Here is a 12394-nt window from a genome sequence, read left to right as displayed (position 1 = left end):
GTGGATGCTTGCGCTAGCAAAATTCAACGTACAGCTGTTTACCATTTCTTAGTTTTCGGTTTGACAAATTCAATGCCTTTATCTTTATAGGCAATGCCTTCAAGCTGTAGTAGAAAACGTTTATTCGGTAATCCACCGCCGAATCCGGTTAAGGCTTGATTTTTCCCTAATACTCGGTGGCAAGGCACTAAAATCGAAATTGGGTTTCGCCCAACTGCACCGCCAACGGCTCGCATCGCACTTGGCTTGCCTAATTGATTTGCAATTTCGCCATAAGTAGTAGTTTGCCCGTAAGGAATTTCACGCAATATTTTCCAAACTGATTGCTGGAATGGTGTGCCTTGCGGAGCAAGAAAATCCAATTGATGAAAATTCACGGGCTCGCCGGCAAAATAGCGGTCTAAAATCTCTTTGGTTTTGCAAAAAATTTCTAAAATTGCACCGCTTGCGGGGGTTACTTTGGTAAATGGCTCAACAGAAGTTGTGCGTTGCTCTTGTTCAAATTCAATATAAATTAACCCTTCGTTTTGGGCGAGTAAAAGTAATCTACCCACAGGGCTTTGGTAATAATCGTAGTAAATTTGAGATTTCATTTTTAATCCAATAAAAAAGAGGTGTAATTTAGTTTACACCTCTTTTTGCATTAATTCATTAAATTAGAATTTATAGTTTACGTTTAAGCCGTAAAGGTTAGCGCGAGCCTTGCTCTTGAATGTCGCTAAACCATCTTCAGAGAACGTTAAGTTACTACCACGAAGATGTGAGTAACCTACATCAGCAGATAGGTTTGGTGTGAAACGCACTGTAGCACCGACAGAATACCAAGCACGATCTGTGTCTGGAATAGAGATTGATGGATGATTTACACTTGCACTTTCATCAAATGCGACACCTGTACGTAAGGTTAGCATCTCATTTACATCATAAGATAAACCTAGTGCTACACGTTGTGAATCGTTGAACTTCTCAGTTTTGTGTAATAGTTGATTACCTTGCATATCATAAGCATCTAGGCTTTGGAATTTGCTCCAGTCCGTACGTTTATAGCTGTATTGTGCTGCAAGTTTATCGGTAAGTTTGTGATAACCTGAAACTTCCCAGAATGCTGGTAAACGCAGTCTTAATGTACCATCAATTTCTGCCCCACCTGTAATAGTATTTACAACGTTTGGAATTGCAACAGGTACGTTATTGGAGTATTTACCTTTAAATTTAAGATCAATTTCAGAGTGGTAAGCAAAGCCTAAACGGTTTCTTTCATTAATGTTATAAACTAAACCAACATTCCAGCCTAAAGCCCATTTATCGCCTTTGAGTTTGTGGATGGTGTCAGATTCATTTGTTATAGCGTTTAAAGTATCTAATTGATTTTCAACAGCTGACAGCTGAGCAGATGATGTTACATTAAACCCTGAAGCTCGTAACGTATTTAGAACTCCTGCTTGTCGGGCTTTTAGTTCAACAAGTTGAGCTTGTAAAACAGGCTGTTGACTAACAGGAGCTACAGGAATACCTTGTTCAAGTTGTGCGATACCTTGCTCCAGTTGTTGTAAACCTAGTTTGGCTGTTGTGATACGGCGTTTCGCCATTTCAATGCTATTACCTAAAAATCTCTCAAGCTCAGCCTTTGCGTGTACTGCATTCAGACCTGCACCTAATACAAAACCATAACCTAAATCATAAGCTGCACTGAAATTTACATTCACAGCACTTAATGATGTACGACCACCTAAGAAACCGGCTGAATAGTTAGGATCAAATTCAGATTTTAAGCCGTAGTTTACATTTACGCCACCACCAAGAGAAAGACGATCATTGATAGGTGAAACGATATAAGCATTTGGGACAATGGCAGTAGGAATGACATTTTTATGTGAAGCATCTGTATCTGTAGCATTGAGTTTTCCTTCAATATTTACATCAGCATCTACAAAAATACCACCTGCAGAAATTTCGGTTTGTTTGAATAATGTCATTAATGCAGGGTTGGTTGCAACTACAGAAGCATTATCCGCTACAGCTGCATCACCAGCGTAAGCTCTACCTAAACCTGAGGTTGAAATTTCGGCTAATTGGAATGCAGCTGCGTGAGCAGTGCCTGCTGAACAAAGTGTAACTAATGATGCAAGTAATGTTTTTGAAAAAATTTTCATAATAAGTCTCTTAAATAATATGAAAAATAGTGAGTTTTAATAAAGAATTTGGATTGTTAAAATGTTATAACGCACTGATTTTAGAGAGCAAGACGTATGCTATCAATCAAATTTTGCAAAATTTCAACTGTTCCGATCAGTTGATATGAATAGTAATACAATTATATTGTCTATAAAGGTTTATTTTTTGGTATTTTGAGTTATTTTTTCGTATAATAGATTTCACTATTTTTGCATTTTTTTAATATATAAAACCTTTCACACTAATTAGTGCTAAATGATTGACTAAATTAGTTGGTTATATCAAAATTTACACATTGCTCCAGAGGTTTTCTGGATAAACTATGAGGATATTTTATGAAACTTACCTCAAAAGGGCGTTATGCAGTAACGGCTATTATCGATATTGCCTTACACGGCAAATTAGAGCCTGTGAGTTTAGCGGATATTTCAGATCGCCAAGCGATTTCCCTTTCTTATTTAGAGCAGCTTTTTGCACAGCTTCGCCGTGATGGCATTGTGCAGAGCGTTCGAGGACCGGGCGGCGGCTATCAGTTAGGCAAAAAGCCGGAAGAGATTAGCGTAGGAATGATTATTTCTGCGGTAAACGAAAATATTGATGTAACCAAATGTAAAGGTAGCGGTAACTGCCGTAAAGATTCTCAATGTTTAACGCATTCTTTGTGGGAGCGATTAGAAGATCAAATTGAGCAGTTTTTAGGGACAATTTCAGTAGCAGACTTAGCTGCAGAACACGCTGATCACGATTGTGAAAAAGAGCATTGTCACGAACATCCTCATCATCACTAATTACAAAATTTTTAATAAAAACAACCGCTTGTAAGTTGTTTTAACTAGGAGTAACAATGAAATTACCAATTTATTTGGACTATGCAGCAACCACGCCAATGGACGAACGTGTTGCGAAAAAAATGATGGAATATATGACCAAAGACGGTATCTTTGGTAACCCGGCTTCTCGTTCACACAAATTTGGTTGGGAAGCAGAAGAGGCGGTTGATGTGGCTCGTAATCAAATTGCAGATTTAATCGGTGCAGATAGCCGTGAAATCGTGTTCACTTCAGGTGCGACAGAGTCAGACAACCTTGCAATTAAAGGGGCTGCACATTTCTACCAAACTAAAGGTAAACACATTATCACTGTGAAAACCGAGCATAAAGCAGTATTAGATACTTGTCGTCAATTAGAGCGTGAAGGTTTTGAAGTAACTTATTTAGACCCTGAAGAAGACGGTTTATTAGATTTAGCAAAATTTGAAGCGGCAATTCGTCCGGATACCATTTTAGTATCAGTAATGCACGTAAATAACGAAATGGGCGTGATTCAGCCAATTAAAGAGATTGGTGCAATCTGCCGTGCGAAAAAAATCATTTTCCACGTGGATGCAACGCAATCTGTTGGTAAAATCGAAGTGAATGTACAAGACTTAAATGTTGATTTAATGTCTTTCTCGAGCCACAAATTATACGGACCAAAAGGTATCGGCGGTTTATATGTTTGTCGTAAACCACGTGTTCGTTTAGAAGCGATCATTCACGGTGGTGGTCACGAGCGTGGTATGCGTTCAGGTACATTACCTGTTCATCAAATTGTGGGTATGGGTGAAGCTTACCGTATCGCAAAAGAAGAAATGGCAACTGAAATGCCACGTTTAAGAGCGCTTCGTGATCGTTTATACAATGGCTTTAAAGATATTGAAGAAGTTTATGTAAACGGTTCAATGGAAGAAGGTAAACGTATTGATTCAAACTTAAATATCAGCTTTAACTTTGTTGAAGGTGAGTCTTTAATGATGTCATTACGTGATATCGCAGTATCATCAGGTTCAGCCTGTACCTCTGCAAGTTTAGAGCCTTCTTATGTATTACGTGCTATCGGCCGTGATGATGAATTAGCACACAGCTCAATTCGTTTCACTTTAGGTCGTTGGACAACCGAAGAAGAAATCGATCACACTATCGAAATCGTGAAAAAAGCGATTGTGAAATTACGTGAACTTTCTCCACTTTGGGAAATGTTTAAAGACGGTGTGGATTTAAGCAAAATCGAATGGAATCACCATTAATTGTTGTGGGCAAATGATAATTTGCCCCTACAAAATACGGTTTCATCATAAATATTAAATTGAATGTAGGGACGAAATATTTTTCGCCTGAACCTGAAATAGAAGGAACATCAAAATGGCATATAGCGAGAAAGTAATTGATCATTACGAAAATCCACGTAACGTGGGTACATTTGATAAAGAAGCATCAGATGTAGGCACAGGTATGGTAGGTGCACCTGCGTGTGGTGATATTTTACGTTTACAAATTAAAGTAAACGAGCAGGGTATCATTGAAGATGCACGTTTTAAAGCTTACGGTTGTGGTTCTGCAATCGCATCAAGTTCGTTAATTACAGAGTGGGTGAAAGGCAAATCTTTAGATGAAGCGGGTGCAATTAAAAACAGCGATATCGCAGAAGAGCTTGAATTACCACCGGTAAAAGTTCACTGCTCAATTCTTGCAGAAGATGCGATTAAAGCAGCGATCGCAGACTATAAAGAAAAACAAGCGAAGTAATATGATACAATAAATGCAAGCGGTCGATTTTTGCAAAAAATTTGCAAAATTTTACCGCTTGCATTTGCTATTTCTATCTTGATTTAATCCATTCACATAAGGACATCTATGAGTATTACCTTAACAGAAGCCGCCGCAAACCGAGTTCGTACATTCTTAGAAAACAGAGGCAAAGGTATAGGTTTAAGACTTGGCGTGAAAACGTCGGGTTGTTCAGGCTTAGCCTATGTGCTGGAATTTGTTGATGTATTAAATGAAGACGATCACGTATTTGAGCAACACGGAGTAAAAGTAATTGTGGACGAAAAAAGCCTCACTTATCTTAATGGCACGCAATTAGATTTCGTAAAAGAGGGCTTAAATGAAGGCTTTAAATACACTAACCCAAATGTCAAAAATGAATGTGGTTGTGGCGAAAGTTTTAGTGTGTAAGGAGAATAAATGAGTAACCCATTTACGCTTTTTGATCTGCCTGTTCAATTCCAAGTTGATAACGCCCAGCTTTCTGAGCATTATCTTGCTTTACAAAAACAGCTTCACCCGGATAATTTTGCTCACAAATCAAGTGCTGAACAGCTAGAAGCGGTGCAAAAATCGGCAGATGTGAACGATGCCTTAAATATCCTTAAAGATCCGATTTTACGAGCAGAAGCGATTATTGAAATTCATACAGGTGAAGCAAAAAATCTCGAAGAAAAAAGTATGCGGGATGTGGATTTCTTAATGCAACAACTGGAATGGCACGAAAAGCTCGAAACCATCGAACACCGTAAAGATGAAACAGAATTAACCGCTTTTTTAAAACAGATCAAAACAGAACAAAAAGCAGTTATTCAACAGCTTGAAACAGAATTAAATTTAGAACAATGGCAAACAGCCAATGCCTTAACCGATAAACTCCGTTACTTCAAAAAATTGATTATTCAGATTGAGAAAGTGGAAGAAAAATTCTTTGATTATTAGTCCTATATTTGTATGGTTTTCGCAAGCGGTCAAATTCTAAGGAAATTTTGCAAATGAAGAGTTTAGAAGAATTATTAGATAAAAATTCAGCTTGGTTAATTTTAAGAGACTGGTTTACCCAAGCAAAAAATCATTACCAGATTTTAGCTAGTTACCCTGAAGATGCAGGTTCGGCGTTAGTCGGAATGCAGCTTTCCACTCGCTCTCTGCTTGGGGCTATGCTTTATGAGACAGGTGGTTTATTAATTGATCACGGTTGGTTACGCATTTTAGGTTCGGGAAATGAAAAATTGCCTCGTGGCTTATTTGATTGGAACTTCGGTAAAACGTTTAAACAATCGGGCGAGCAACCAAGTCACTTGCTGGTAGCAGATGATGCAATCGGCGGTTATTTCGCGATTAACGCTGGTGGAATCGGCTCAGAACTCGGCAAAGTTTATTATTATCACCCAACAGCTAAAAAATGGGAAAACACTCAATTAGGTTATTCAGAATTTCTAGGGTGGGCATTAGCAGGGGATTTGAACCATTTTTACCAAGAGTTACGTTGGGAAAACTGGCAAGCGGATGTAGAAAAATTGCAAGGGCATCAAGTGCTAGAGCTAAACAGCAAAATTGCTGTACCGATTGAACGCCACTACCAAAGCGTATTTGCCCCTGAAAATATGGGATATTCAGTAGCTTAAATATTTACTCTCCCCATAAAAGGAGAGAGCGATAGAATTTAGAGAGATAAAAATATAATGGCATTATTACAAATTTCTGAACCAGGTCAAACCGCTGCACCACATCAACACAGATTAGCAGTGGGAATTGATTTAGGCACAACAAATTCATTGGTTGCAACTGTGCGTAGCGGGCAGGCTCAAGTATTACTTGATGAACAAGAAAGAGCATTAGTGCCGTCAGTAGTGCATTATGCAGAAGCAGAAAAAACGCTTGGGGTTGAAGCGTTTGCCAAAGCAGCTCTTGACCCGAAAAATACGGTTATTTCAGCTAAACGTTTAATTGGGCGTTCTTTGGCAGATGTTCAGCAACGTTATCAAAATTTACCTTATCAATTTGTGGCGAGCGAAAACGGTTTGCCTTTAATTCAAACAGCTCAAGGCAATAAAAGTCCGATTGAAGTTTCGGCAGATATTTTAAGCCACTTGGCACAATTTGCCGAAAAGCGTTTAGGCGGAGAGCTTTCAGGTGTGGTGATTACTGTGCCTGCCTATTTTGATGATGCACAACGCCAAAGCACCAAAGATGCAGCACGCCTTGCAGGTTTAAATGTGTTGCGTTTACTCAATGAACCAACCGCAGCAGCGATTGCTTATGGTTTAGACAGCGGACAAGAAGGTGTGATTGCCGTTTACGATTTAGGTGGCGGTACTTTCGATTTATCTATTTTACGTTTACGCAAAGGTGTATTCGAGGTATTAGCAACAGCTGGAGATACGGCTCTCGGTGGAGATGATTTTGACCATTTATTAGCTGATTGGATTGCTGAGCAAGCCAATTACAAGCCACAAACCGCAAGCGAGCAGCGTGAGTTATTAACCTTAGCCACTCAAACAAAAGTTGCTCTTTCACAAGCGATCGAATTTGAGGTGAAATTTGCAAATTGGGTTGGAACTGTCAGCCGTTCGCAATTTAATGAGCTAATTCAACCGCTTGTAAAACGCTCACTGATGACTTGCCGCCGTGCATTGAAAGATGCTGACGTTGAAGCAGAAGATGTGATTGAAGTGGTAATGGTCGGCGGTTCAACCCGAGTGCCGTTTGTGCGTGAACAAGTGGGCGAATTTTTCGGAAAAACACCATTAACTTCTATCGATCCTGATAAAGTAGTGGCGATTGGTGCAGCTGTGCAGGCGGATATTTTAGTCGGTAACAAGCCTGATTCTGATATGCTATTGCTAGATGTTGTGCCATTATCATTGGGTATTGAAACAATGGGCGGCTTGGTGGAAAAAATTATTCCACGCAACACGACAATTCCTGTTGCCAGAGCCCAAGAATTTACTACAGGTAAAGATGGACAAACCGCAATGACAATCCACGTTTTACAAGGTGAGCGTGAATTAGTCGAAGATTGTCGCTCTCTCGGTAAAATCACTTTGCGTGGCATTCCGGCAATGGCAGCAGGGGTTGCACAGGTTCGGGTAACTTACCAAGTTGATGCAGACGGTTTATTAAACGTGACCGCAATGGAGAAATCGACCAAAGTGCAGGCTTCAATTCAAATCAAACCGTCTTATGGCTTAACCGATGAAGAAGTTACGCAGATGATTAAATCCTCAATGGCAAATGCCAAAGAAGATATGGAAGCCCGCCAGTTAGTTGAACAGCGAGTAGAAGCCGACCGAGTGATCGACAGTGTTGTAACGGCATTGAAAGAAGATGGCTCTGCGGTGTTGAGTGTAGAGGAGTTCCAAGCGATTGAAGCACAATTAGCCCGTTTAATCGAATTAAAAGAAGGTACTGATCGCTTTGCAATTCAACAAGGCATTAAAGATTTAGATTTAGCCACACAAGAATTTGCCGCACGCCGTATGAATTTATCTATTCAAAAAGCGTTAGCAGGTAAAAAAATGGACGATCTTGCATAAGGAGTTTTTATGTCTAACTATGTAAAAACCGAACTTTCAGAACAGTTTAGAACCATTGCGGTGGAATTTGATTTAGAAGATAACCGCATTTTTGAACTGGGTGAGCGAATTAATGCCGAATATGAAGATGCTTATATGAACGGCTATAATTGGGCTGCATTTTTAAGAGCGTATTGAAGTATTTATCGACCAAGCCTATTAGAGTTATTAGAGGAAGATCCTGAAGCAGGGTGTTATTATGTTACTTATCCGCTTTCGGAAAAAAGCAAAGAAAAAGCGAGAGAATTGAAAAATATTATCATCTATTTGGTTGAAAATGAAGACGAAATTTTAAACTTCATTGGCGAACATATAGATAATATTGAATGGGATTAATTAAAGGAAAATTAAGATGCCAAAAATTGTATTTCTTCCACACGAAGAGTTCTGCCCGGAAGGTATGGTTGTTGAAGCTAACGCTGGGGATAATTTATTAGAAGTAGCACACGAAGCAGGCGTTGAAATTCATCACGCTTGCGACTGTTCTTGTGCTTGTACCACTTGCCACGTGGTAATTCGTGAGGGTTTTGATTCGTTAAATGATACTTCAGATCAAGAAGAAGATATGCTGGATAAAGCTTGGGGATTGGAAATGGACAGCCGTTTAAGTTGCCAATGTATTGTTGGTGAAGAAGATTTGGTTGTTGAAATTCCAAAATATAATTTAAATCACGCAAATGAGGCAGCGCACTAATGAAATGGACAGATACCCGAATGATCGCTGAAAATCTGTATGATATGAACCCGGATTTAGACCCGACCACGGTTCGTTTTACAGATATGCATAAATGGATTTGTGAAATGGAAGATTTCGATGATGATCCGGAAGCATCAAATGAACATATTCTTGAAGCGATTTTAACTATCTGGCTAGAAGAGTATGAATAGTAGTAGGAACCTAAAGCAAGTGCTTTAGGTTTTTCTTATTACAAGCGGTTAGAAAAATAAAATTTTTTACATATGACTGTTATAAAGCCGAATACAGTTATGCATTATTTCAATATGAGGATAAATTTATGAGTGAATCTAAACCTTTTCCAATAACTACAGGCTTTTTTGCAATGCCATTAGGGCTGGGGGCGTTAGGCCTTGCCTGGTTAAATGCAACGCCTATCACTCCTTATGCTACAACAATTGGTAATATCATTGCTGGAACGTCAGTCATACTTTGGGTAGCCTTATTAGGCTGTTATGTGTATCGTGTGTTTTTTTGTTTTGAGCAGATTAAAGCAGAATTTATGCACCCAGTGCAATGTTGTTTATTTTCCTTAGTGACAATGACAACCATGATAAGCGGTGATGTATTCTATGTATGGGGTTTTTATTTAGGCGAACTATTGATTTTTTTAGGCGTCATTGTGCATTTAATTTTCTTGGTTTTTATTATTGGTGGATTATGGAAAGGCACACAATTTTTGCCGGAAACGCTACACCCGGTACATTACCTACCGCCAATTGCAGGGAGCTTCACTATGGCAAGTTCATTAAGCTTAATTGGCTACAGTGAAATTGCCTCTTTATTTTTAGGCATTGGCATAATTTCCTGGTTAGTATATGAACCCACTATGTTACAAAGAATTCGGCTTAGTCCGCTTTTTCCGATTGCTAGACCATCTTTAGGAATTGTTCTTGCTCCGGCATTTGTGGGCGCTTCTGCCTATTTTTCTATGGGTGGAGAATTAGACTTGTTGGCAAAAATGTTATGGGGATATGGATTCTTACAATTCTGTTTTATTTTACGAAACCTCAAATGGATAGCTGAAAATGGCTTCTCGATGGGTTTCTGGGCATTTTCATTTGGTTTAGCTGCAATGGCAAGAGGTGCGATTGAATTTTATCAATTTGAACCTTTATCTTTTATTGGGTTAGCCGGCTTCACTATTGCCAATTTCGGCATTGGGTTATTGCTGATCTTTACCCTGAAATTGTGGCTACAACAATCAAGAGCATAGGAACATTATAAATTCACTAAAATAACGCCACCTTTTAAACAATCCATACATTTAACCAACGTTTTTCTAATTGAACTTTGGGAATTGATTTTGAGAAAGTGGCGGATAACCTAATGGTTTATTAGGTCGCTATCTAGCTTGATGCTTCTTACCGCATACACTCTGCGTTTATTCAGCTCTTCCCGAATTGCTTGTTTTTCAAAACCGTCTTGAATAACTTGCTGCACATCAATTTCGATTGCGGCTTGGTAATATTTTTTCGCCAATTCAGGTTGGGGGTAATTCCGCTGTTCAAAACCTAATCGCCCTCTAGCATCTGCTTCACAGGCGAGCAGGAAATCAAAAAAGCGGTTTGGTTTACGCCACACATCTAGGCGGTTAAACAGCTTTATCACCGTTTCAGGGCGAAGTTCCGCCATTTTGTGGCAATGCGTGTGGTATTCGGTCACTAAAAGGGCAAAATCTTTAATGTCAGTTGAGATTTTTAATCGATTGGCTAACTCTCGGGTTGGTTGAATACCTTTGGCTTCGTGTCCGTAGTGATGAGGCAAAATATCAGCAGGCGTTAAGCCTTTGCCTAAGTCATGGCAAAGGGCAGCAAAGAGTAAAGCGGTAGGATTTTCCGCCTTTTTTGCAAGTCGTTTAGCTTGTTCTAATACCATTAAAGTATGTGCGCCTGAATCAATTTCCGGGTGATGTTGAGGCGGTTGTGGCACACCAAAGAGTTTATCAACTTCTGGGAAAAGAACTTTTAATGCTCCAACTTGTCGCAAAACAGTAAAATAAATATGGGGACTTTCTTCTCCAAATGCTTTCTCTGTTTCAAGCCATACTCGTTCAGCAGTGAGGTTTTCTAGCTCACCGCTGTTAGAAAGCTCTCGCATTAGATCTAAGGTTTCAGCTGCAATGGTAAATCCAAAAGTGTAGAAACGAGCAGCAAATCGAGCAACTCGTAATACACGCAGCGGATCCTCACTAAACGCAGGAGAGATATGGCGTAAAACTCGGTTCTCTAAATCTTGAACGCCACCATAGGGGTCGAAAATCTTCCCAGATTCATCTTGTGCAATGGCATTAATGGTTAAATCTCGGCGGATTAAGTCTTGTTCAAGAGTTACATTAGGAGAGAAATCACAAACGAAGCCATTGTAGCCTTTGCCTTGTTTACGTTCTTGGCGAGCTAAAGCGTATTCTTCTTTGGTTTCAGGGTGAAGAAAAACAGGAAAGCCTGCCCCAACTTGTTGAAAACCTTGAGCCAATAATTGCTCGGCAGTTGCTCCCACCACTAAAAAATCTCGATCTTTTACTGGTAAGCCGAGAAGTTGATCTCGAACCGCACCGCCAACTAAATAGATTTCCATTTGTAAAATTCTCTCAAAATATAACCGCTTGTTGTATTTATTTTACGCTCGATCTAGTTCCCCTCTTTTCTAAAGAGGGGAGTTATTTATTAATATAATCAGATAATCTTATTCAGTCTTTTCCTTAAACTCGCACAAATCTTCAATAATGCACGAGCCACAACGAGGCTTGCGGGCAACGCAAGTGTAACGACCGTGTAAAATCAACCAATGATGAACATCTACTTTAAATTCATCAGGAACAACTTTAAGTAACTTTTCTTCAACCTGCACAACATTTTTACCAGGGGCAAAATTTGTACGATTAGATACGCGGAAAATATGGGTATCCACAGCAATGGTAGGGTGTCCAAAAGCAGTATTCATCACCACATTAGCCGTTTTTCTACCCACGCCAGCAAGAGCTTCGAGAGCATCACGATCTTCTGGCACTTCGCCGTTATGTTTTTCAATCAGATCTCGGCAAGTTTTGATAATATTTTCCGCTTTGCTATTAAATAAACCGATCGTTTTAATGTACTCTTTTAAGCCATCTACGCCTAAATCTAAAATTGCCTGTGGTGTATTAGCAACAGGGAATAATTTATCCGTTGCTTTGTTTACCCCTTTGTCTGTTGCTTGTGCAGAAAGAATAACCGCAATCAATAATTCAAATGGATTGCTATAATTCAGTTCCGTTGTCGGCTTTGGGTTTTCATTGCGTAAGCGAGTTAAAATTTCAACACGTTTTGCTTTATTCATTG

15 protein-coding genes are annotated in these 12394 nt (G+C 39.3%); 11 read left to right on the top strand and 4 right to left on the bottom strand.

The window, feature by feature from the left end; translation table 11 throughout:
* Positions 1 to 38: 38 nt before the first annotated feature.
* Together ACERCG_RS04100 and ACERCG_RS04095 are read right to left on the bottom strand one after the other, a co-directional pair.
* Positions 39 to 593 carry a methylated-DNA--[protein]-cysteine S-methyltransferase gene (locus ACERCG_RS04100; protein ID WP_373610803.1) on the bottom strand — a complete coding sequence of 185 codons (555 nt, stop codon included), beginning with the start codon at positions 591 to 593 and terminating at the stop codon, positions 39 to 41.
* Positions 594 to 656: 63 nt separating this feature from the next.
* The gene (locus tag ACERCG_RS04095; protein ID WP_373610802.1) at positions 657 to 2153 is read right to left on the bottom strand and encodes an outer membrane protein transport protein; all 1497 of its coding nucleotides are present in this window, start codon (positions 2151 to 2153) and stop codon (positions 657 to 659) included.
* A gap of 357 nt (positions 2154 to 2510) precedes the next feature.
* On the opposite strand from ACERCG_RS04095, the gene ACERCG_RS04090 reads away from it, so the two are divergent.
* The 11 genes from ACERCG_RS04090 (at position 2511) to ACERCG_RS04040 (ending at position 10290) form a co-directional block, all read left to right on the top strand.
* A complete protein-coding gene (locus ACERCG_RS04090; RefSeq protein WP_373610801.1) occupies positions 2511 to 2963 on the top strand; it encodes an Rrf2 family transcriptional regulator in 453 nt (150 codons plus the stop codon).
* Between the two features lie 56 nt (positions 2964 to 3019).
* Positions 3020 to 4240 (top strand): IscS subfamily cysteine desulfurase, encoded by a 1221-nt coding sequence (locus ACERCG_RS04085; protein ID WP_373610800.1) that lies wholly within the window; start codon positions 3020 to 3022, stop codon positions 4238 to 4240.
* A 115-nt stretch (positions 4241 to 4355) separates the two neighbouring features.
* On the top strand, positions 4356 to 4739 hold the full coding sequence (gene iscU / locus ACERCG_RS04080) for a Fe-S cluster assembly scaffold IscU (RefSeq protein WP_188156489.1): 384 nt from the start codon (positions 4356 to 4358) through the stop codon (positions 4737 to 4739).
* Between the two features lie 108 nt (positions 4740 to 4847).
* The gene (gene iscA, locus ACERCG_RS04075) at positions 4848 to 5171 is read left to right on the top strand and encodes an iron-sulfur cluster assembly protein IscA (RefSeq protein WP_025217574.1); all 324 of its coding nucleotides are present in this window, start codon (positions 4848 to 4850) and stop codon (positions 5169 to 5171) included.
* 9 nt (positions 5172 to 5180) lie between these two features.
* Positions 5181 to 5702, top strand: a complete 522-nt coding sequence (hscB, locus tag ACERCG_RS04070) for a Fe-S protein assembly co-chaperone HscB (protein ID WP_373610799.1) — start codon at positions 5181 to 5183, stop codon at positions 5700 to 5702.
* A 53-nt stretch (positions 5703 to 5755) separates the two neighbouring features.
* Positions 5756 to 6388 carry a DUF2625 family protein gene (locus ACERCG_RS04065; protein ID WP_373610798.1) on the top strand — a complete coding sequence of 211 codons (633 nt, stop codon included), beginning with the start codon at positions 5756 to 5758 and terminating at the stop codon, positions 6386 to 6388.
* Between the two features lie 57 nt (positions 6389 to 6445).
* Positions 6446 to 8299: a Fe-S protein assembly chaperone HscA gene (gene hscA, locus ACERCG_RS04060; RefSeq protein ID WP_373610797.1), complete on the top strand. Its 1854-nt coding sequence runs from the start codon at positions 6446 to 6448 to the stop codon at positions 8297 to 8299.
* A gap of 9 nt (positions 8300 to 8308) precedes the next feature.
* Complete coding sequence (locus ACERCG_RS04055) at positions 8309 to 8476, top strand: Imm51 family immunity protein (protein ID WP_373610796.1); 168 nt, start codon at positions 8309 to 8311, stop codon at positions 8474 to 8476.
* Between the two features lie 214 nt (positions 8477 to 8690).
* Positions 8691 to 9032, top strand: a complete 342-nt coding sequence (fdx, locus tag ACERCG_RS04050; protein WP_373610795.1) for an ISC system 2Fe-2S type ferredoxin — start codon at positions 8691 to 8693, stop codon at positions 9030 to 9032.
* Positions 9032 to 9226, top strand: a complete 195-nt coding sequence (gene iscX / locus ACERCG_RS04045) for a Fe-S cluster assembly protein IscX (protein ID WP_006248391.1) — start codon at positions 9032 to 9034, stop codon at positions 9224 to 9226. The genes fdx and iscX overlap by 1 nt, the downstream gene beginning before the upstream one ends.
* A gap of 128 nt (positions 9227 to 9354) precedes the next feature.
* Positions 9355 to 10290, top strand: coding sequence for a TDT family transporter (locus ACERCG_RS04040; RefSeq protein ID WP_373610794.1), 936 nt, complete (start codon positions 9355 to 9357; stop codon positions 10288 to 10290).
* A gap of 110 nt (positions 10291 to 10400) precedes the next feature.
* On the opposite strand, the gene ACERCG_RS04035 is transcribed toward ACERCG_RS04040, so the two are convergent.
* Both ACERCG_RS04035 and nth read right to left on the bottom strand, forming a co-directional pair.
* Positions 10401 to 11651, bottom strand: coding sequence for a multifunctional CCA addition/repair protein (locus ACERCG_RS04035; RefSeq protein WP_373610793.1), 1251 nt, complete (start codon positions 11649 to 11651; stop codon positions 10401 to 10403).
* Between the two features lie 108 nt (positions 11652 to 11759).
* Complete coding sequence (nth, locus tag ACERCG_RS04030) at positions 11760 to 12392, bottom strand: endonuclease III (RefSeq protein ID WP_373610792.1); 633 nt, start codon at positions 12390 to 12392, stop codon at positions 11760 to 11762.
* Positions 12393 to 12394: the final 2 nt, after the last annotated feature.

The organism is Mannheimia sp. E30BD (assembly GCF_041807785.1).
Taxonomy (GTDB): domain Bacteria; phylum Pseudomonadota; class Gammaproteobacteria; order Enterobacterales; family Pasteurellaceae; genus Mannheimia.
This window is presented reverse-complemented; position numbering and strand designations above follow the sequence as displayed.

What these genes read in the sequence shown, in the direction of transcription:
- ACERCG_RS04100 (WP_373610803.1), bottom strand. Translation starts at nt 593, where the DNA reads ATGAAATCTCAAATTTACTACGATTATTACCAAAGCCCTGTGGGTAGA.
- ACERCG_RS04095 (WP_373610802.1), bottom strand. Translation starts at nt 2,153, where the DNA reads ATGAAAATTTTTTCAAAAACATTACTTGCATCATTAGTTACACTTTGT.
- ACERCG_RS04090 (WP_373610801.1), top strand. Translation starts at nt 2,511, where the DNA reads ATGAAACTTACCTCAAAAGGGCGTTATGCAGTAACGGCTATTATCGAT.
- ACERCG_RS04085 (WP_373610800.1), top strand. Translation starts at nt 3,020, where the DNA reads ATGAAATTACCAATTTATTTGGACTATGCAGCAACCACGCCAATGGAC.
- iscU (WP_188156489.1), top strand. Translation starts at nt 4,356, where the DNA reads ATGGCATATAGCGAGAAAGTAATTGATCATTACGAAAATCCACGTAAC.
- iscA (WP_025217574.1), top strand. Translation starts at nt 4,848, where the DNA reads ATGAGTATTACCTTAACAGAAGCCGCCGCAAACCGAGTTCGTACATTC.
- hscB (WP_373610799.1), top strand. Translation starts at nt 5,181, where the DNA reads ATGAGTAACCCATTTACGCTTTTTGATCTGCCTGTTCAATTCCAAGTT.
- ACERCG_RS04065 (WP_373610798.1), top strand. Translation starts at nt 5,756, where the DNA reads ATGAAGAGTTTAGAAGAATTATTAGATAAAAATTCAGCTTGGTTAATT.
- hscA (WP_373610797.1), top strand. Translation starts at nt 6,446, where the DNA reads ATGGCATTATTACAAATTTCTGAACCAGGTCAAACCGCTGCACCACAT.
- ACERCG_RS04055 (WP_373610796.1), top strand. Translation starts at nt 8,309, where the DNA reads ATGTCTAACTATGTAAAAACCGAACTTTCAGAACAGTTTAGAACCATT.
- fdx (WP_373610795.1), top strand. Translation starts at nt 8,691, where the DNA reads ATGCCAAAAATTGTATTTCTTCCACACGAAGAGTTCTGCCCGGAAGGT.
- iscX (WP_006248391.1), top strand. Translation starts at nt 9,032, where the DNA reads ATGAAATGGACAGATACCCGAATGATCGCTGAAAATCTGTATGATATG.
- ACERCG_RS04040 (WP_373610794.1), top strand. Translation starts at nt 9,355, where the DNA reads ATGAGTGAATCTAAACCTTTTCCAATAACTACAGGCTTTTTTGCAATG.
- ACERCG_RS04035 (WP_373610793.1), bottom strand. Translation starts at nt 11,651, where the DNA reads ATGGAAATCTATTTAGTTGGCGGTGCGGTTCGAGATCAACTTCTCGGC.
- nth (WP_373610792.1), bottom strand. Translation starts at nt 12,392, where the DNA reads ATGAATAAAGCAAAACGTGTTGAAATTTTAACTCGCTTACGCAATGAA.